Source organism: Pseudomonas sp. Irchel s3b2, assembly GCF_900187445.1.
GTDB lineage: Bacteria > Pseudomonadota > Gammaproteobacteria > Pseudomonadales > Pseudomonadaceae > Aquipseudomonas.
In genome coordinates, this window is record NZ_FYEB01000001.1 from 758,647 (window position 1) to 778,790 (window position 20,144).

Genomic DNA, 20,144 nt, shown 5'->3' on the forward strand with positions numbered 1-20,144 from the left:
TGGATTGCGAATACGCCATGACCTTGCAGTACCCAACCATCGCCGATTGCGTCGGCAACACTCCGCTGGTCCGTTTGCAGCGCCTGCCTGGCGCCACCAGCAACACCCTTTTGCTCAAGCTCGAAGGGAATAACCCGGCGGGTTCGGTCAAGGACCGTCCGGCGCTGTCGATGATCACCCGCGCCGAATTGCGCGGGCAGATCCACGCCGGCGATACGTTGATCGAAGCGACCTCGGGCAACACCGGGATCGCCTTGGCCATGGCTGCCGCGATCAAGGGTTACAAGATGATCCTGATCATGCCGGACAACTCCAGCGCCGAGCGTAAAGCCGCCATGACGGCCTATGGCGCCGAGCTGATTCTGGTCACTCAGGAAGAAGGCATGGAAGGCGCTCGCGATCTCGCCCAGCGAATGGAGGCCGAAGGTCGCGGCAAGGTGCTGGATCAGTTCGCCAACGGTGACAACCCTGAAGCGCATTACACCACCACCGGTCCGGAAATCTGGCGTCAGACCGAAGGCACCATCACCCATTTCGTCAGCTCGATGGGCACCACCGGCACCATCATGGGTGTTTCGCGCTATCTGAAAGAGCAGAACGACAACGTGCAGATCATCGGGCTGCAACCGATGGAAGGCTCGGCGATTCCGGGCATCCGTCGCTGGCCGCAGGAATACCTGCCGAAGATCTACCAGGCCGAGCGCGTGGACCGGATCGTCGACATGGCGCAAAGCGAAGCCGAAGACGTGACCCGTCGTCTGGCACGCGAAGAAGGCATCTTCTGCGGGGTGTCTTCGGGCGGTGCCGTGGCGGCGATGCTGCGTCTGTCCAAAGAAGTTGAAAACGCGGTGATCGTCGCGATCATCTGTGACCGTGGCGACCGTTACCTGTCGACCGGCATTTTCGACGCGCCCAACTGATGGCCAAGCAAGAGAGAGGCCTGCGCTTCCAGCCCACGGGCGGCAGCAAGGCCCCGCAAGTCCCGACCGGCAAAAAGCAGCGCTTGACCATCGAGCGCCTGGCCAATGACGGTCGCGGTATCGCGTTTTTCGAAGGCCGCACCTGGTTCGTCATCGGCGCATTGGCCGGTGAAGAAGTCGAGGCGCGGGTCTTGGGTGCCCACGGCAAAGTGGTCGAGGCGCGCACCGAACGGGTGTTCCAGGCCAGTGAATTGCGCCGCCCGGCACCATGCGCTCATGCCGCTCGCTGCGGTGGTTGCAGCGTGCAGCATTTGCCCCACAACGAACAGCTCGCCCTGAAACAGCGCATGCTCGCCGAGCAATTGTCGCGGGTTGCCGGTGTCGAACCTGATGAGTGGGCAGCGCCGTTGAGCGGTCCGGAATTCGGCTACCGTCGTCGCGCCCGAGTGGCGGTGCGTTGGGACATGAAAGCGAAAAAACTTGAAGTCGGCTTCCGCGCTGCCGGCAGTCAGGACATCGTCGCGATCAACGAATGCCCGGTGCTGGTACAGCCCTTGCAACCGATCATGAGCCGCTTGCCGGAGATGCTGCGACGCTTGAGCAAACCTCAGGCGCTGGGGCATGTGGAGTTGTTCAGTGGTTCGTCATTGGCGGTGTTATTGCGGCACATGGCGCCGTTGTCCGAAGCCGACCTGACCATCCTCAAGGAATTCTGCGCGTTCCATGACGCTCAATTGTGGCTGCATGGCGATGGTGAGCCGCAACCGGTCGAGGCCGATCAGTCGCTGGGTTATCGCCTTGAACAGTGGGATTTGAACCTGGCGTACCGGCCAGGAGATTTCATCCAGGTCAACGCCGGGGTCAACGAGGCGATGGTCGCCCAGGCGTTGGCGTGGTTGGCGCCGAAAGCTGATGAACGGGTTCTGGACCTGTTCTGTGGGTTGGGCAACTTTGCCTTGCCGCTGGCCAAAACTGTTCGCGAAGTGGTGGCGGTGGAGGGCGTGCAGGCGATGGTCGAACGGGCTGCCGCGAATGCCGCTAACAACAATTTGCATAATGCGAAGTTTTTTCAGGCCGATTTATCCCAGCCTTTGGCCGATGCCGAATGGGTCGGTGAAGGCTTTTGTGCGGTACTCTTGGACCCACCTCGCGATGGTGCTTTTGAGGTGGTGCGCAAGCTGGCGTCCCTGGGTGCCAAGCGATTGGTGTATGTGTCGTGCAACCCTGCAACGCTGGCGCGCGACACGGTCGAATTGATCAAGCAGGGCTACCGGTTAAAACGTGCCGGGATTCTCGATATGTTTCCTCAGACGGCACATGTCGAGGCCATGGCGTTATTTGAAGCGAGCTAGGACGGCTCGTCTGGTCCGACTGACCCGCGCGTGCAAAACGCATTCGTCTTAGCCCGCGAATGCACACGGGCAGCGAAGGTCAGCGATTTGACGCATTGAATCTGCGTCGTAGGGAAGGTAAAGCAAGATGGTACAGGTGAGAGCACACCAGCCGATCAACACGGACGGCAGTATCAATCTCGAGGCTTGGCTCGATCATGCGGTCAGTGTCGATACGGCACTGGATCGCGAAGCCTTGAAGGAAGCCTGCGAGTTCGCTCGCGAGGCCGAACAACAAGCCAATGCGGCGAAGAATCTGTGGTCCGAAGGGACCTCGAGTTTCCGCACGGGCCTTGAGATCGCCGAGATTCTCGCCGACCTCAAACTCGACCAGGATTCGTTGGTCGCCGCCGTGCTGTACCGCGGCGTGCGCGAAGGCCAGATCCAATTGCCGGCGGTCAGCCAGCGTTTCGGTCCGGTGGTCGCCAAACTCATCGACGGCGTGTTGCGCATGGCGGCGATCAGCGCCAGCCTGAGCCCCCGTCAATCCCTGGTGCTGGGCACTCAAGGCCAGGTCGAAAACCTGCGCAAAATGCTGGTGGCCATGGTCGACGACGTGCGCGTCGCGCTGATCAAACTGGCCGAGCGCACTTGTGCCATCCGCGCGGTGAAAACCGCCGACAACGAGAAGCGCAACCGCGTCGCCCGTGAAGTCTTCGACATTTACGCGCCGCTTGCCCACCGCCTCGGTATCGGTCACATCAAGTGGGAGCTGGAGGACTTGTCCTTCCGCTATCTTGAACCCGACCAATACAAGCAGATCGCCAAGTTGCTCCACGAGCGACGGCTGGATCGCGAGCGCTTCATCGCCGATGTGATGACCCAACTCAAAGACGAGTTGCAGGCCACCGGCGTCGATGCGGACATCAGCGGCCGGGCCAAACACATCTATTCGATCTGGCGCAAAATGCAGCGCAAGGGCCTGGAGTTCAGCCAGATCTACGACGTGCGCGCGGTTCGCGTGCTGGTGCCGGAAATGCGCGACTGCTACACCGCGCTCGGCATCGTCCACACCCTGTGGCGGCATATTCCGAAAGAGTTCGACGACTACATTGCCAACCCGAAAGAGAACGGCTACCGCTCGCTGCACACCGCGGTCATCGGCCCTGAAGGCAAGGTGCTGGAAGTGCAGATCCGCACCCACGCCATGCACGAAGAAGCCGAGTTGGGGGTTTGCGCGCACTGGAAGTACAAAGGTACCGACGTCAAATCCGGTTCCAATCACTACGAAGAGAAAATCTCCTGGCTGCGTCAGGTGCTCGAGTGGCATGAAGAACTGGGCGATATTGGTGGCCTTGCCGAACAACTGCGGGTCGATATCGAGCCGGACCGGGTCTACATCTTTACTCCCGACGGTCACGCCATCGACTTGCCGAAGGGCGCGACACCGCTGGACTTCGCTTACCGCGTGCACACCGAAATCGGTCACAACTGCCGCGGCGCCAAGATCAACGGGCGGATCGTGCCGCTCAACTACAGCCTGCAAACCGGTGAACAGGTCGAGATCATCACCAGCAAGCACGGCACTCCGAGCCGCGACTGGCTGAACCCGAACCTGGGTTACATCACCACCTCGCGGGCGCGGGCGAAGATCGTTCACTGGTTCAAATTGCAGGCGCGCGATCAGAACGTCGCGGCCGGTAAAACCTTGCTCGAGCGCGAACTCAATCGCCTCGGCCTGCCGCAGGTGGACTTCGACAAGCTGGCCGAAAAGGCCAACATGAAGACCGCCGAGGACATGTTCGCCGCCTTGGGCGCAGGCGATTTACGCCTGGCACAACTGGTGAACCTGGCGCAGCAACTGGTCGAGCCGGAGCGCGGCAACGAACAGCTGGAACTGATCCCGCGCAAAGCCACAGGCTACAAGCCAGGCAAGCGCGGCGACATTCAGATCCAGGGCGTCGGCAACCTGATGACCCAGATGGCCGGCTGCTGCCAGCCGCTGCCGGGGGATGCGATCGTCGGTTACATCACTCAGGGCCGTGGCGTGAGCATTCACCGTCAGGATTGCGCCTCGGTGCTGCAACTGGCCGGGCGCGAGCCGGAGCGGATCATCCAGGTCAGTTGGGGCCCGGTGCCGGTGCTCACCTATCCGGTGGACATCATCATTCGCGCCTACGACCGTTCCGGTCTGCTGCGTGACGTGTCGCAGGTGCTGCTCAACGAGCGGATCAACGTGCTGGCGGTCAACACCCGTTCGAACAAAGAGGACAACACGGCGTTGATGTCCCTGACCATCGAGATTCCCGGGCTGGATGCATTGGGACGGTTGCTGGGGCGGATTTCCCAATTGCCGAACATCATCGAAACCCGCCGTAACCGCACGCCGTGAGAGACCTGCACGGAAATTGATGGTGACTGTAGGAGCAAGGCTTGCCCGCGAAGGCGGTGTGTCAGATATGCCGCCTTCGCGGGCAAGCCTCGCTCCTACAAGTGACTGTGTAGAGACCAATTGATGTATTCACTTGAAGATCTATTGCACCTGATGAACCGTCTGCGCGACCCGCAGTACGGCTGCCCGTGGGACATCAAGCAAACCTACGCCACCATCGTGCCGCATACTCTGGAAGAAGCCTACGAAGTTGCCGATGCCATCGAGCGCGGGGACTTCGATCACTTGCAGGGTGAGTTGGGCGACTTGTTGTTCCAGGTGGTTTATTACAGCCAACTGGCCCGGGAAGAAGGTCGATTCGAGTTCGATGGCGTGGTCGACAGCATCACGCGCAAGCTGATCCGCCGTCATCCTCACGTGTTCCCCACCGGTGATCTGTATGCGCCGCTGGACATCCCGCGTCTGAATGAAGAACAGGTCAAGCAACGCTGGGAAGAGATCAAGGCTGAAGAGCGCGCCGAGAAATCTTCGGCGCCGCAGCAGTTGTCCTTGCTCGACGACGTGCCTGCCGCATTGCCGGCGCTGTCCCGTTCGGCAAAACTGCAGAAGCGCGCAGGGCAGGTCGGTTTCGACTGGCCGGACGCCTTGCCGGTGCTCGACAAGGTTCGTGAAGAACTCGATGAAGTGCTCGAAGCCATGGCCGACAATGACTCGGCAGCGATTGCCGATGAAGTTGGCGACCTGCTGTTTTCCGTGGTCAATCTGGCGCGACACCTCAAGGTCGATCCGGAAACCGCACTGCGCGGCGCCAACTCAAAATTTGAAAGACGCTTCCGATTTATCGAACAGGCATTGCGCGACACCCACCGTCCCATAGAAGATTGCACCCTCGAAGAGTTGGACGCCTTGTGGGGCGAAGCCAAACGTCAGGAAAAGAATTTGCCCAGCTGCGGTTGAGCAGTTGCCTAAGTGAGAAATAAGCACCATGAGCATTTCCCTTCGCGACCAGTTGCTCAAAGCAGGGCTGGTCAATCAAAAGCAGGCCAAACAGGTCGGCAAAGAGAAGCAGAAGCAGCAACGTCTGGCCCACAAAGGCCAGATCGAACTCGATGACTCCCAGCAGCGCGCCGCTCAGGAAGCCATGGCCGAGAAGGTCAAGCGCGACCAGGAGCTGAACCGTCAGCAGCAGGAGAAAGCGGAAGCGAAGGCCCGTGCCGCTCAGGTCAAGCAATTGATCGAAGTCTCGCGCCTGCCCAAGCTGACCACCGAGGACTACTACAACTTCGTCGACGACAAGAAGGTCAAGCGCATCTCCGTCAACAGCCTGATGCGCAATAAACTCAGCAGCGGTTCGCTGGCGATCGTGCACCACGCCGGTGGTTACGAAGTGATCCCTCGTGAAGCGGCCCTGAAGATTCAGGAGCGCGATCCACAGCGCATCGTGCAACTGAATGTGCAGACAGAAGAGGTTATTGCCGAGGACGATCCGTACGCCGCTTATCAGATCCCTGACGATCTGATGTGGTAAGCCGTTAGCGACTGCAACAACGACAAACCCCGCACATGGCGGGGTTTGTCGTTTTCAATGCGGTCATTATGCAGAGCGTACTTCGCGCTGTTGCTCCAGTGTTTCAAGTTCGGTCTTGTATTTATGGGCTTCGGTCTCGGAGTGGAACATCCCGACCAACAGGTCTTGTTGATGTACATCCCAGATGCGGATACCGGCGGCGATGCCTTCATGGGACATATGTGAATCGTCGCGTTCAGTTACTTTTACAGTCATCTGCTAGCTCCAATCTCTGTTATCTGCAGCAAGGCGTGTGCAGGCCTTTGTTATAAGTTTTATTAGCTGGCTAAGTAAACGACTGAGTTTGGTAGCGGTTTTTTGCAAAAACGGAAAAAGTCCTGCAGCCCGCGAAATACGCGACATTCAGTCGCAGGCCATTGAGTTTCATGACAAATGTTTCATGTTCGAGGGGATGGAAAACCACGGATTTGAACCTGATTACCTGTAGGAGCCAGGCTTGCCGGCGAAGGCGTCCTTGAGTACGCCTTCGCCGGCAAGCCTGGCTTCTACAGAAAGCTGGCACCAAAAAAAACGCCCCGAACCAGTCGGGGCGTTTTTGTTTACGGCGAAGCGGCGGGGTATTACTTACCCTGCCAGCGCTTCAGTACCAGTGTGGCGTTAGTGCCACCGAAACCGAAGCTATTGCTCATCACGGTATTGATGGTGGCGTCTTCGCGAGTCTTGGTCAGGATTGGCATGTCTGCCACTTCCGGGTCCAGTTCCTCGATGTTGGCGGAACCCGCCATGAAGTTGCCTTCCATCATCAGCAAGCAGTAGATCGCCTCTTGAACGCCAGCGGCGCCCAGGGAGTGACCCGACAGGCTCTTGGTGGAGCTGATGGCCGGAGCCTTGTCGCCGAACACTGCACGCACGCCTTCCATTTCCTTGGAGTCGCCGACCGGAGTCGAGGTGCCGTGGGTGTTCAGGTAGTCGATCGGAGTGTCGACAGTGGACATGGCCATCTGCATGCAGCGGATGGCGCCTTCGCCGCTTGGAGCGACCATGTCGTAGCCGTCGGAGGTCGCGCCGTAGCCAACGATTTCCGCGTAGATCTTCGCGCCACGGGCCAGAGCGTGTTCCAGCTCTTCGACCACGACCATACCGCCACCGCCGGCGATGACGAAACCATCACGGTTTTTGTCATAGGCACGCGAGGCTTTTTCCGGGGTTTCGTTGTACTGGCTGGACAGGGCGCCCATGGCATCGAACAGGAACGATTGGCTCCAATGCTCTTCTTCACCGCCACCGGCAAAGACGATGTCCTGCTTGCCCAACTGGATCTGCTCCACAGCGGTACCAATGCAGTGAGCACTGGTGGCGCAGGCGGAAGAGATCGAGTAGTTCACGCCTTTGATTTTGAACGGCGTGGCCAGGCAAGCGGAAACCGTGCTGCCCATGGTCCGCGTGACGCGGTACGGGCCGACGCGCTTGACGCCTTTCTCGCGCAGGATATCCAGCGCTTCCATCTGGTTCAGCGTGGAGGCACCACCGGAACCGGCGATCAGGCCGGTACGCGGGTTGGAGACTTGCTCTTCGGTCAGACCGGAATCTGCGATGGCATCTTTCATGGCCAGGTAGGCGTAAGCCGCCGCGTGGCCGACGAAGCGAAAGATCTTGCGATCGATCAGTTCTTCGAGGGGAAGGTCAATGGAGCCGGAAACCTGGCTACGCAGACCCATTTCGGCATATTCCGGGTTGAACCGGATGCCAGGGCGGCTTGCACGCAGGTTAGCGGAGACGGTCTCTTTGTCATTGCCCAGGCACGAAACGATGCCCAGACCAGTGATAACGACGCGGCGCATGCGGATAACCCTTAGAAGTTGTCAGTGGAGGTGAACACGCCGACCCGAAGGCCTTCGGCGGTATAGATTTCGCGGCCGTCGACGGTCACCGAACCATCGGCAATGGCCAGGTTCAGCTTGCCCTTCAGGACGCGTTTGATATGGATGTTATAGGTGACTTTCTTGGCGGTTGGCAGTACCTGGCCAAAGAATTTTACTTCGCCCGAACCCAAGGCGCGACCGCGGCCCGGCAGACCTTGCCAGCCGAGGAAGAAACCGACCAGTTGCCACATGGCATCGAGGCCCAGGCAGCCCGGCATTACCGGATCACCTTCGAAGTGGCAGGCGAAGAACCACAGATCCGGAGTGATATCCAGCTCGGCGACCAATTCACCTTTGCCGTACTTGCCACCCTCTTCGCTGATCAGGGTGATGCGATCGACCATCAGCATATTCGGGGCGGGCAGTTGCGCGTTACCTGGGCCGAACAGCTCACCGCGACTGCAGCGCAGCAAGTCTTCCCGAGTAAAGGCGTTTTGTTTGGTCATGCGAGCTCCTCAATAGTCCATGCGGCAGGGTGGGGCGAATCTTCCCGGCCGATCGAAGCGTTCATGCCTCGAGTCAGCAGCCTACTCATAGACTATTGCGTTGTGGTGAAAGTCACAGCGCCAAGGACATGAATGTACACTTGTGCACTGAAATTATTATTCAAGCCCCTTTTCGGGCCTGTTCGGGAGCCTAAGACTGCCGCACTTTCGTCGTTCACGCCAGTCGCAGATCGCCAAAAGGCCTGTTCTACTGCACCCATCGCTGTAGAACCTGCTGCAGATCAGCGCGTTTAAAGGGCTTGGCCAGGTAATCGTTCATTCCCGCCAATAAACAGGCTTCGCGGTCGCCCTGCAAGGCATTGGCTGTCAGAGCAATGATCGGCACGTCAGCGCAGCCGGGTAGTTGGCGAATCTGTCGGGTGGCCTCGTAACCGTCGATGACCGGCAGTCGGCAGTCCATCAGAATCGCTTCGAAAATCAGGCTTTCGGCACTGCGCACCGCTTGTGCACCATCGGTCGCGACGCTGACAGTAAAGCCCAGGCTGCGCAACATTGCTTCGACGACGGTGCGATTGACCGGATTATCCTCTACCAGCAGCACATTGCGACCTTCGCCATGGTCATTGCCGGTATGTCCTCGCGGGGTCAGCACTGGCAGTGGCTGTTTATACAGAGCCAAAGGGATTTCCAGGGTGAACACCGAACCAACGCCTTCTTCACTCTGAGCGCGCAAGGTGCCGCCCATCCGCTCAGCCAGAGTACGGGCAATCGGCAGCCCCAGTCCGGTGCCGCCGTACCGTCTTGAAATAGAACTATCGGCCTGCTGAAACGCGTTGAACATCAATTCCAGGCTTGCGGGCGGGATGCCGATCCCGCTGTCGCGCACGGTGCAGGTGAACCACAGCAGTTCGTGATCCAGGGACTGCCATTGCGGTTCGATGGTGACGCGGCCCCGTTCGGTGAACTTCAGCGCGTTGCCGACCAGATTGACCAGAATCTGCCGGATTCGCGTCGGATCGCCCTGAACCTGAAGGGTGCGCATGTCCTCGGGGATCCGCAGTTGCATATCTAGCCCGCGTTGCACTGCACTGTGCTGGAACGACTGGGCGCAACTGCCGATCAAGTCCGCGAGGTTGAACGGAATGTGCTCCAGCTCCAGTTCCGAACGCTCGATGCGCGAGAAGTCGAGAATGTCATTGATCACTTTGAGCAGGTGTTCGGTGGATTCCGAAGCCAGCGCCGCGTACTCGATCTGCTCCTCGGTCATCTCGGTGGTTTCCAGCAGTTGCAGCATGCCCAGCACGCCGTTCATCGGCGTGCGCAATTCATGACTCATCATCGCCAGGAAATCGGATTTGGCGTTGTTGGCCTTTTCCGCTTCTTCGCGGGTCTGGATCAATTGCGCCATGGCCTGATGCTGTTCGCGACTGGCTTGCTCAAGGCCTTGGGCAAGGTTGTTGATGTGCTGCGACAGGGCGCCCAGTTCCGTGTCGTCGACAATCGGCAGGGGTGTTTTGTAGTCGCCTTGCTGGATCGCCTTGACCGCATTGCCGATGTCGTGGATCGGTTGCGACAGGCTGCCGGCCAGGCGCCGAGCCAGCAAAAAAGTAAATAACAGTGCGAACAACGCCAGGATCCCGGCCTTGAAGAGGATTTCCTGCTGGCGCTGGTTAAAGGCGTCATTGGACAGGCCGACGATCACCCGTCCCAGATAATCCTCGTGCGGCGCACTGGCGACGGTGCGACTGTTCTGGAAAAAGTCATTGTTGAGCGCGATGCGTTGCAGGCGCACTGGAGCCTGGAACACTTCGACCTGATGCGAGCGGTTGTGGGCTTCCGACGGTTGCTCGACATACACCAGAATCCGGTTGGTGCTGTCCTGCACTTCCAGAAAGCGCACATTGGGCGTGGCTAGCGTCGCCTTGAGCAAGCTTTCGAGCACCTCGTTGTTGCCCGAAATGACCCCGTATTCGGTGGCCGGCGCCAGTTGATTGGCGATCAGTTGACCGGTGTGATTGAGTTCCTGGCGCAGGTCCTGGATTCGCACGAAGGTGAAAAAACTGATCAGCAGCAACGTCAGCAACAGGGCCGGGCCGAGGCTGATGATCTGGGTGCGGGTATTGATGTCCCAACCGCGACGGAAGGTCATGGGCGGCGTTCTCCTTCGGCCAGCTGTGTTGCGACAGAGGCTTCATTCATCAGTTCAATACTTAATGAACGAGCCACTTGCGGGTTGCTCAAGACCTTGAAGTGTTGCGGATAAAGTGCGCGCGGCCAGGTGTTCGAGGGGCGGTCGAGCAGTTCGTCGAGAATCTTCAGCCAATCGTTCTGGTCGCTGTAAGTGCTGGCCAGGCTACCGGCCCTGACGAAGGCTGCGTTGGGACCGATCAGCGCCAGTTGCCGCGCATAGCTGCTGAGCAGCAGGTTTTTCACGGTTTTCGGGTTGTACAGATCAGGGTCGTCCAGGCCCAACAGCACATCACTGTCCTTCAGCAGGGCCTGCAAAGGGCGACTGTCATGGGTGTTATCCCAGCGCTCGGTGACCACTTCAAGGCCCAGGGGCAGGGCGGCCTGACGCAGTTCCTTCAACAAGAATTCGCTGTGGCTGTCGAAAAGCACACCGACCCGCCGGGCCTCGGGCAGGAGCAGTCGGATCAGGCGCAACTGTCGGTCCAGCGGCGGATCGCTCCAGAGCAGGCTGAGGTGCGGGGGCAGGGCATTGCCCAAGCGTTGACGGGCTTGCAGACGACTGATGCGCAGCACCAGCGTCGCCGGGCCTTGGGCGTCTTGCAGGCGCCAGTCGAGGCTGGGCAAGTCCAGTAAAATCAGACGGATGCCAACGGGCAATTGGCCTGGCGCCGGCAGGCTGGCAAGAGGCTGAAAGCGTACGCTGTCGGTGGGGCGCAACTCGCTGAGGGCCTGAACGAAAGACTGCACGCCGGGACTCTCCTCGGCACCGGTCAGCAGAATGTCGTCGGCCCGTGCCGGCAGATTGCACAGCAGCCCGGTAAGCACCAGGCACAACCCGGCCAGCAGGCGGCCAAGGGTTGGCGTCTTCCGTGACGGGCGATACTGCATCTTAGAACTCCAGCTCCGCGCTGAAGTAGAGCACCCGGCGATCGTCGTAGTGGTTGTCGACGAAGGTGGTGGGCTGATTGTCGAGGCGTTGCTGGAGGACTCCGGCCAGCTCCAGATTGGCCTTGCCCAAACCGATGCGTTTGGCGATGCGCGTGTCGACCCGTTCGAAGCGATAACTGTTGAGGGCGTCGGCACCATAGTAAAAGAGCGCGCTGTTCCAGCCCTGGCCCCAGCTGCGTAGCCAACCGGCGGAGCCGCTGTTGCGCGCAGTCTGTTGTGCATCCAGTGGGTTGCTCGCGTCGGCATCGACGTAGGCATAGGTCAGGCGCAAACGATCGGCGCTGCTGACGCGCCAATCCAGCTGGGTTTCAGTCCCGCTGAAGCGGGAGCTGTTCGAGTTGCTGGCGATGTATTGGTTGTTACGTAGCGGTTCGCTGATCATGCCGGTGATTTCGTCGTAGAACAGCTTCACGTCGACCGCCAGCCCCCACTCGGCGAAGTAGCCGTTGTAGCCCAATTCCCGGGAGCGCATGCGTTCCTGGTCGAGGTCGCCCGGGCCACGGGTCTTGACGAAATAGCGAGCGCTGGTCTGGCCGTAGGCACTGGGTCGCAGGTTGGTTACCTGGTAGCTCCAGTTGACGTTGTTTTCGAACATGTCTGGCGAACGGATGGCTTCCGAATATACCGCGCGCAAGCCGTGCCGCGGATTGATCAGGTAATTGACCGCCACCCGCGGGGTCAGCGAGTTGCCGGTCAATTGCGTTTCTTCAAACATCGCCCCGCCCTGCAACAACCAGTGTTCGGTGGCGCGCCATTCGAGTTGGCCGAATGCCCGCCAAGTGGTGTCGTCGAGCGTGCCATTGAAGTAGGTCTCGGAGTCTGCCCGGTCGTAACGATAGTTCAGGCCGCTGACCAGCCGCAGACTGTCGGACAGGCTGAGCGTGTCTTGCAGTTCGAGGTCGTAGCGCGATTCCCGGGCGCTCTGATCAATATCGCCGCAGAGGGTTTGTCGGGCGCCGTTTTGCCATTGGTCCAGCACCTGATTGCCCAATGCCTGTTCGGCCGGTGTGCCTGCCGGTGCACCCAGGCCGGTAAAGCGCACCATGTTGCGCGCCAGGCGTTCGGTGTAATTCGGATTGAGTTGCCAGAGCTCGGTCAGCTCCGGGCTGAACGAGACCTCGGCATCGCAGGCACGCCAGGTTTGCTGGCGATCCCAGTGTTGCGCCGAGCCTTGAATATAAAGGCTGTGATCAGGATTGATGTCCAGGTTCCAGCGCAGCGAGCCGGCATAGTCCTTGGCGATGACGTCAGAATTGTTCCCGGCAGCGGTAATCCCCGGGAATACAGGGCGGTAGGTATAGGGCCGCTGGTTGCTCCCGTCCTTGGCATTCATTTGCCAATCGATGCTCTGGTTTTCATTGAGCGTCTGGCTGACGGCGAGGCTGAAGCGGTTCAAGCGACGGCTGTCGCGGTAATCGGCGCCGTTACGGTCCGAGTCGAAGCCATCGTCTTGTTGACCGGACAGCGACAGGCGCAAGTCGCCGCTGTCCCAGCCTATGCCCTGGCTGGCGTAGAAATCATTGATGCCGCGCTGGCCACGGGTGACTTTCAGCCGCGTGCCGTGGCTGTCGGCCGGTTTGCGAGTGATGATGTTGACCACCGCCATCAGCGCGTTGGCGCCGTAACTGACGGTGTTGGGGCCACGGAAAACCTCGATGCGCTCGATGTCTTCCATGGCCACCGGAATATCACTCCAGTCCACCGTGGCCAGTCCTGCGCGGTACACCGAGCGGCCATCGATCAACACTTGCAGGCGCCGCGCTTCACTGGCGTTGGTGCCGTGGTAGTTCACCACCGCCTGATTGCCGCTGATATTACCGACCATCATCCCTGGCACCAGCCGCAGCAACTCGCTGATGTCCCGCGCACCGCTGGCATTGATCAGTTCGCTGTCGATCACCGTCATGCTCCCCGGCACAGCCGCAGGCGACTGCTTCAGGCGCGTCGCCGTCAGCACTTGCGGCAACGGATCGTTGTCGAGGAACAAGTCGTCGGCCAGCAACGGCGAGCTGAAGATCAGCGTCAGTACCAGCGGCGAGCGAGGGCAGGGAAAGCCAAAAGACACGGCACGGCCTTGATAGCGATTAGTTGGCGCGCATGTTAACCGAGCGCAACGACTTTTCCAGTCACGATGAGGGCATTTTCCTCGGTTTTCTTGGTCTTCTTTCTACAAGTGTCGGTAATTGATGCTGGGGCTGGCCGCCACCGGGCCGCTCCGTATAATGCCGACATCGCCACTGGTATGGATTAACGGATTGCATATGACTGAACAGCGCCCAATTGCGGTCCTGGGAGGCGGAAGTTTTGGTACCGCCGTGGCTAATCTGTTGGCCGAGAATGGGCATCAGGTCCGGCTGTGGATGCGTGACCCCGAGCAGGCCGAGGCCATTCGGGTCGATCGCGAGAACCCGCGTTACCTCAAAGGCATCAAGATTCTTGCGGCGGTGGAGGCGGTCACAGACCTGCAAACCACCCTGGAGGCCTGCGACCTGTGCTTCGTCGCGTTGCCGTCCAGCGCGCTGCGCTCGGTGCTGGCACCCCACGCCCAACTGTTGAGCGGCAAGTTGCTGGTGAGCCTGACCAAAGGCATCGAAGCCCACACGTTCAAGCTGATGAGCCAGATCCTTGAAGACATCGCCCCACAAGCGCGCATCGGTGTGCTGTCCGGCCCGAACCTGGCCCGTGAAATCGCCGAACACGCGCTGACCGCCACAGTGGTTGCCAGCGAAGACGAAGATCTTTGCCAGCAGGTCCAGGCCGCGCTGCACGGCCGGACTTTTCGCGTGTATGCCAGCGCCGACCGCTTTGGCGTGGAGCTGGGCGGGGCGCTGAAAAACGTCTATGCAATCATCGCCGGCATGGCGGTGGCGTTGGGCATGGGTGAAAACACCAAGAGCATGCTGATCACCCGGGCACTGGCGGAAATGACCCGCTTCGCGGTGAATCAGGGCGCCAACCCGATGACTTTCCTCGGCCTTGCGGGTGTCGGCGATTTGATCGTCACCTGCTCGTCGCCGAAAAGCCGCAACTATCAGGTCGGGTTTGCCCTCGGCCAGGGCTTGAGCCTGGAGGATGCGGTGACGCGTCTGGGTGAAGTCGCCGAAGGGGTGAACACCCTCAAGGTGCTCAAGGCCAAGGCTCAGGAGGTGGGTGTGTATATGCCGCTGGTCGCCGGATTGCATGCCATTCTGTTCGAAGGGCGCACGCTTGAACAGGTGATCGCGCTGCTGATGCGCGGCGAGCCGAAAACCGACGTCGACTTTATTTCCACCAGCGATTTCAACTGAACCCTCTACTCAATAGGAACGGAGCGAGACATGAACGATCAGAAAGTAGAAGCCAAGTACGAATCCATCCTGCTGCGGGTGCTGTGGATGATTGTCTATGTGCTGGTCTGGCAAGTGGCGCAATTGATCCTCGGTGCGGTGGTGTTGGTGCAGCTGATCTATCGTTTGATTTATGGCGCACCGAGCGCCAGCTTGATGAATTTCGGCGACAGCCTGAGCCAGTTTCTGGCGCAGATCGGTCGTTTCGGCAGCTTTCACAGCGACCAGAAGCCTTGGCCGTTCGCCGACTGGCCGACGCCGCGTACACCGGAAGGTGAAGCCCCGCACGTTGTGGCGCCAGCACCGCATCCGGCCCGAGATGAGGAACCGAAATTATGAAACTCTGGGTATTGCGTCATGGTGAAGCCGAGCCTCACGGTACTCGCCCGGACTCTGAGCGGGCATTGACCGTCAAGGGGCGTGAAGAGGTGTTGCGCACGGCCGCACAATTGATCGGCCAGCCACTCACCGCCATTTACTCCAGTCCTCTCCTGCGAGCGCAGGAGACGGCTTTATTGGTGCGTGAAGCGCTGGGTTTCGAGCCAGAGATCCGCACCGTCGACTGGCTGACCCCGGATACCGAGCCGGACAAGGTGGCGGAGCAGCTTGTATCGGTGAGTGATGTCCTGCTGGTCAGTCACAATCCGCTGGTGGGCAACCTGCTGAGCTATCTGCAGCACGGCGCCGGCTATCCGCCGGAAAAAGTCAGCACCGCCGGCCTGGCCGAGCTGGAGAACAATGAACTGCTGATCGGGTCGATGAAGCTCAACGGCATCAAGCACCCGTAACCTGCTTCTGCTCTGGCTCTGGCCTTTGCTTTTGTAGGAGCGAGGCTTGCCCGCGAAGCTTTTAGCGTCTTCGAAGGCCCCTTCGCGGGCAAGCCTCGCTCCTACAAGGGCGGAGGCGTTCCGTTTTTTTGTGTGAAATAGTCAACCAAGCACTTGCTTGGTTGGCTACGCTTGCTCCAGACAAAAAATAAAGGAGCAAGTCGCATGTCTGCTGCTTCCCGTTTGCCATTGGACGCTTTCTACGAGCGTGAAGCCCGTCATCCCCGCCAGCGCTTTCTGGTCCAGCCGACAGGAGGCGGTCAGGTCGAGGCGCTGACCTGGGCCGATGTTGGTCATCAGGCGCGCTGTGCCGCCCACTGGCTGCGGGCTCGCGAATTGCCACAAGGCAGCCACATTGCGCTGATCTCGAAAAACTGCGCCCACTGGATCATCGCCGACTTGGCGATCTGGATGGCCGGGCATGTCTCGGTGCCGCTGTACCCCAATCTGACCGCCGATTCCGTGGCCCAGGTGCTCGATCACTCCGAAGCCGCGCTGGTGTTCATTGGCAAGCTGGATGACTGGCCGGGCATGTCCGCCGGGGTCAAACCCAACCTGCCGACCATCAGCTTGCCGCTGTGTCCGGCCGGCAACTTCGATTTCAGCTGGACCGATCTGCAATGCAGCTCGCCGATTCAGGACGACCCCAAACCCGCCGCCGATCAGCTGGCGACCATCATTTACACCTCCGGCACCACGGGCCAGCCCAAAGGCGTGATGCACAACTTCGGCAACTTGGGATTTGCCACCACCCGTGGCACGCAGTTATTCGGCCTGAATGAGTCGGATCGCCTGCTGTCCTACCTGCCGTTGTGCCACGTCGCTGAGCGGATGTTCGTCGAGCTGGCATCGATCTACACCGGACAAACGGTATTTTTTGCCGAGAGCCTCGATACCTTCCTTACCGATTTGCAACGTGCCCGGCCGACCGCGCTGTTTGGCGTGCCGCGGATATGGACCAAATTCCAGATGGGCGTCTACAGCAAGATCCCGGAAAAACGCCTCGACTTCCTGCTCGGCTTGCCCTTCATCGGCAAACGGGTAGGGCACAAAGTCCTCGCTGGGCTCGGGCTGGACGCCTTGCGCATCGCCTTGTCCGGTGCTGCGCCCGTGCCGCAGACCTTGCTGCTCTGGTACCGAAAACTGGGGCTGGATGTGCTGGAGGTGTACGGCATGACTGAAAGTTGCGGTTATTCCCACATCGGCCAGCCAGGTCAGAACAAACCTGGCTGGATCGGCCAGCCATGCCCGGAAGTCGACGTACGTATCGAACCGTCTGGTGAAGTACTGGTGCGTAGCGGTGCGACGATGCTCGGCTATTTCAAGGAACCCGGGAAAACCGCCGAAACCATCACCGAGGATGGCTTCTTGCGTACCGGTGACAAGGGCGAGGAAGACGCCGAAGGCAACTTGCGCCTGACCGGGCGCCTGAAGGAAATCTTCAAAACCAGCAAAGGCAAATACGTTGCCCCGGCACCGATTGAAAATCGCCTGGCGGTGCATGCGCGGATCGAACAAGTGTGTGTGGTTGGCGATGGGCTGAGTGCACCACTGGGTTTGTGCGTGTTGTCGGCGGTCGGTCAGCAGGACGCGAAAGGATCGGCCCGGGCGGGTTTGCATTCAAGTCTGGAAAGACTGCTGGAGGAGGTCAACGGCGTTCTCGACAGGCATGAGCGCTTGCGTCGGCTGGTGGTAGTCAAGGACAGTTGGGCAGTGGAAAACGGCTTCCTGACACCGACCCTGAAGATCAAGCGCAACATGATCGAAGCGGCTTACGGTGCTCGGTTTGCAGAATGGAGCGAGCGCAGCGAGGCGGTGCTGTGGCAGGATTGAGCCACGAACAATACCAACAAAGGAACCCAACGATGAGTCTGTGGCGCACCACTCCCAATGTCGAACAGTTGACCGCAATGCAGAAAAACACCATTGGCGAAGTGCTGGATATTCGCTTCGAAGCCTTCGATGACGAGTCCCTGACCGCGAGCATGGTCATCGACCATCGTACGCACCAACCTTATGGTTTGCTGCACGGCGGCGCCTCGGTGGTGCTGGCCGAAACCGTCGGCTCGACGGCCAGTTACCTGTGCATCGACGCCAGCAAGTTTTATTGCGTGGGCCTGGAAATCAACGCCAACCATTTGCGCGGCCTGCGCAGTGGGCGAGTGACGGCGGTGGCCAAGGCGATTCACATTGGTCGCACCACCCATGTCTGGGATATTCGTTTGAGCAGCGATGAGGGCAAGGCCAGTTGCGTGTCACGGCTGACCATGGCGGTGGTGCCGGTGGGTGAGAACCCGCCGGCGCGTTGATTCCTGATCGAGCCAAAGATTCATGGCCGGCGAATTTTTGTGGCGAGGGAGCTTGCTCCCGCTGGGTCGCGAAGCGGCCCCAACCGGATTGCAGCGCTCTCTGGTTACACCGCATTCACCAATTTTGCGGCTGCTGCGCAGCCGAACGCGAGCAAGCTCGCTCGCCACAAGATTCTCAGTGGATGCTGAACGGTCATCGTCCTGACCCGACTGTCATCATTCCTGTCAGTTACGGTCATTGCTGTAGGACCCCGTCTTACGGACAATCAACCCCTGTTCTCGCTCATGGATTTGCAGGTATGTCGCAACAGATATTTTTCGCCCACGCCAATGGATTTCCTTCGGGGACCTACGGCAAGTTGTTCGCGGCGCTGGCGCCCGAGTACCAGGTGACGCATCTGGAGCAGCACGCCCATGACCCGCGTTTTCCGGCAGACGACAACTGGAACAATCTGGTGGATGAGCTGATCCATCACCTCAAGCAGCAACCGGAGCCGATCTGGGGCGTTGGTCATTCCTTCGGCGGCGTGCTGCACCTGCACGCCGCGTTGCGTTGTCCTGAGCTGTATCGCGGCGTGGTGATGCTCGATTCGCCGGTGCTGACCCGGGCCGATCAATGGGTGATCCGTGCTGCCAAACGCTTCGGTTTCATTGATCGCCTGACCCCGGCCGGTCGTACGTTGGGACGACGGGAAGAGTTCGTCGATCTGGAAGCGGCTCGCCTGTATTTCGCCGGCAAAACCCTGTTTCGTGGCTTCGACCCGGAATGTTTCGATGCCTATCTTCAACATGGTTTGCAAAAGGTCGGCGACAAGTTGCGCCTGCGTTTCGATCCGGCCACGGAAATCAGCATCTACCGTGGTGTGCCCCACACCAGCCCCGGCCGTGCACGGCAGTTGAAAGTGCCGCTGGCGGTGGTTCGTGGGCACAAGAGCCGCGTGGTGATGCGCCATCACGCCCGTTCCGTCGGGCGCATGCCTCTTGGTGAGTCCTTGACCATGCCCGGTGGCCATATGTTTCCCCTCGAACGTCCACAAGACACGGCCACGCTGCTGAAGAATCTGTTCAGTCGCTGGGAAGGTCGCCGCCAACAGGATTGTGCATGAGCAGCGTCGTAGAAGAAGTTCGCCTGAGCCTGCCGCATATCGAATTGGCGGCGCACCTGTTCGGTCCCGAGGACGGCTTGCCGGTGATCGCCTTGCATGGCTGGCTGGACAACGCCAACAGCTTTGCCCGGCTGGCGCCCAAGCTCAAGGGCTTGCGCATCATCGCGCTGGACATGGCCGGGCACGGTCACTCAGGGCATCGGCCAAACGGTGCCGGTTACGCGCTGTGGGACTACGCCCATGACGTGCTGCAAGTGGCCGAGCAGTTGGGATGGAAGCGTTTTGCACTGCTGGGGCATTCCCTGGGGGCAATCGTCTCGCTGGTGTTGGCCGGGTCGTTGCCGGAACGGGTAACTCATCTGGCCTTGATCGACGGCATCATTCCTCCTACAGACAAAGGAGAAAACGCCGCCGAGCGTATGGGCATGGCCCTGCAAGCGCAGCTGGATCTGCGGGAAAAACGCAAACCGGTCTACAGCACGCTCGATCGCGCCATCGAAGCACGCATGAAAGGTTTGGTGGCGGTCAGTCGCGAAGCCGCCGAACTGCTGGCTCAGCGTGGCTTGATGCCGGTGCCGGGCGGTTATACCTGGCGCACTGACAGCCGCCTGACCCTTCCGTCACCGCTACGTCTGACCACCGAACAGGCAATGGCCTTCGTTCAGCGCGTCAGTTGTCCTGCACATCTGGTGGTCGCGGCTGACGGCATGCTCGCCAAACATCCAGAGCTGCTGGAACGTCTACCCTTTAGCCGTGAACAGTTGCCTGGCGGCCATCATTTGCACCTGAATGACGAACCCGGTGCCGACCTTGTCGCAGACTGTTTCAATCGGTTCTTCGCTGTTCCTTGACTTGCGCCGGGCAACTGTCGAGGCTGGGCGGGTTGAAATGGGAGACAA

General features: G+C 59.9%; 18 protein-coding genes. 12 read left to right on the forward strand and 6 right to left on the reverse strand.

Annotation, left to right across the window (positions count from 1 at the left end):
* Positions 1–17: 17 nt before the first annotated feature.
* From cysM to CKW20_RS03550, 5 genes are all read left to right on the forward strand, one after another.
* Entirely contained in the window at positions 18–920 is a 903-nt protein-coding gene (gene cysM / locus CKW20_RS03530; protein WP_095051678.1) for a cysteine synthase CysM, read from the forward strand.
* The gene (gene rlmD, locus CKW20_RS03535; protein ID WP_095051679.1) at positions 920–2,272 is read left to right on the forward strand and encodes a 23S rRNA (uracil(1939)-C(5))-methyltransferase RlmD; all 1,353 of its coding nucleotides are present in this window, start codon (positions 920–922) and stop codon (positions 2,270–2,272) included. The genes cysM and rlmD overlap by 1 nt, the downstream gene beginning before the upstream one ends.
* A 127-nt stretch (positions 2,273–2,399) precedes the next feature.
* Positions 2,400–4,643, forward strand: a complete 2,244-nt coding sequence (relA, locus tag CKW20_RS03540) for a GTP diphosphokinase (protein ID WP_095051680.1) — start codon at positions 2,400–2,402, stop codon at positions 4,641–4,643.
* 123 nt (positions 4,644–4,766) lie between these two features.
* Entirely contained in the window at positions 4,767–5,600 is an 834-nt protein-coding gene (gene mazG, locus CKW20_RS03545) for a nucleoside triphosphate pyrophosphohydrolase (RefSeq protein ID WP_095051681.1), read from the forward strand.
* A gap of 28 nt (positions 5,601–5,628) precedes the next feature.
* A complete protein-coding gene (locus tag CKW20_RS03550; RefSeq protein ID WP_095051682.1) occupies positions 5,629–6,171 on the forward strand; it encodes a DUF2058 domain-containing protein in 543 nt (180 codons plus the stop codon).
* Between the two features lie 66 nt (positions 6,172–6,237).
* Here the strand turns inward: CKW20_RS03550 and CKW20_RS03555 are convergent, their stop codons facing one another.
* From CKW20_RS03555 to CKW20_RS03580, 6 genes are all read right to left on the reverse strand, one after another.
* Positions 6,238–6,426 (reverse strand): hypothetical protein, encoded by a 189-nt coding sequence (locus CKW20_RS03555; RefSeq protein ID WP_095051683.1) that lies wholly within the window; start codon positions 6,424–6,426, stop codon positions 6,238–6,240.
* Positions 6,427–6,791: 365 nt separating this feature from the next.
* Positions 6,792–8,012, reverse strand: coding sequence for a beta-ketoacyl-ACP synthase I (gene fabB / locus CKW20_RS03560; protein WP_095051684.1), 1,221 nt, complete (start codon positions 8,010–8,012; stop codon positions 6,792–6,794).
* A gap of 11 nt (positions 8,013–8,023) precedes the next feature.
* Entirely contained in the window at positions 8,024–8,539 is a 516-nt protein-coding gene (gene fabA / locus CKW20_RS03565; protein WP_003179264.1) for a 3-hydroxyacyl-[acyl-carrier-protein] dehydratase FabA, read from the reverse strand.
* Between the two features lie 247 nt (positions 8,540–8,786).
* Positions 8,787–10,688: an ATP-binding protein gene (locus tag CKW20_RS03570; RefSeq protein WP_095051685.1), complete on the reverse strand. Its 1,902-nt coding sequence runs from the start codon at positions 10,686–10,688 to the stop codon at positions 8,787–8,789.
* Positions 10,685–11,617 carry an ABC transporter substrate-binding protein gene (locus CKW20_RS03575; protein WP_095051686.1) on the reverse strand — a complete coding sequence of 311 codons (933 nt, stop codon included), beginning with the start codon at positions 11,615–11,617 and terminating at the stop codon, positions 10,685–10,687. Before CKW20_RS03575 ends, CKW20_RS03570 begins: the two co-directional genes overlap by 4 nt.
* 1 nt (position 11,618) lies before the next feature.
* Entirely contained in the window at positions 11,619–13,742 is a 2,124-nt protein-coding gene (locus tag CKW20_RS03580) for a TonB-dependent siderophore receptor (protein ID WP_095051687.1), read from the reverse strand.
* A 196-nt stretch (positions 13,743–13,938) separates the two neighbouring features.
* Between CKW20_RS03580 and CKW20_RS03585 the strand changes: the two genes are divergently transcribed.
* The 7 genes from CKW20_RS03585 to CKW20_RS03615 all read left to right on the forward strand — a co-directional run bounded on the left by CKW20_RS03585 (position 13,939) and on the right by CKW20_RS03615 (position 20,096).
* Positions 13,939–14,964 carry an NAD(P)H-dependent glycerol-3-phosphate dehydrogenase gene (locus CKW20_RS03585; RefSeq protein ID WP_095051688.1) on the forward strand — a complete coding sequence of 342 codons (1,026 nt, stop codon included), beginning with the start codon at positions 13,939–13,941 and terminating at the stop codon, positions 14,962–14,964.
* 30 nt (positions 14,965–14,994) lie between these two features.
* Positions 14,995–15,342, forward strand: coding sequence for a DUF4389 domain-containing protein (locus CKW20_RS03590; protein ID WP_095051689.1), 348 nt, complete (start codon positions 14,995–14,997; stop codon positions 15,340–15,342).
* On the forward strand, positions 15,339–15,791 hold the full coding sequence (gene sixA, locus CKW20_RS03595; RefSeq protein ID WP_095051690.1) for a phosphohistidine phosphatase SixA: 453 nt from the start codon (positions 15,339–15,341) through the stop codon (positions 15,789–15,791). The genes CKW20_RS03590 and sixA overlap by 4 nt, the downstream gene beginning before the upstream one ends.
* 204 nt (positions 15,792–15,995) lie before the next feature.
* Entirely contained in the window at positions 15,996–17,663 is a 1,668-nt protein-coding gene (locus CKW20_RS03600; protein ID WP_095051691.1) for an AMP-binding protein, read from the forward strand.
* Positions 17,664–17,695: 32 nt separating this feature from the next.
* Positions 17,696–18,139, forward strand: coding sequence for a hotdog fold thioesterase (locus CKW20_RS03605; protein WP_095051692.1), 444 nt, complete (start codon positions 17,696–17,698; stop codon positions 18,137–18,139).
* Positions 18,140–18,438: 299 nt separating this feature from the next.
* The gene (locus CKW20_RS03610) at positions 18,439–19,245 is read left to right on the forward strand and encodes an alpha/beta fold hydrolase (protein WP_095051693.1); all 807 of its coding nucleotides are present in this window, start codon (positions 18,439–18,441) and stop codon (positions 19,243–19,245) included.
* Complete coding sequence (locus CKW20_RS03615; RefSeq protein ID WP_095051694.1) at positions 19,242–20,096, forward strand: alpha/beta hydrolase; 855 nt, start codon at positions 19,242–19,244, stop codon at positions 20,094–20,096. Before CKW20_RS03610 ends, CKW20_RS03615 begins: the two co-directional genes overlap by 4 nt.
* Positions 20,097–20,144 lie beyond the last annotated feature (48 nt).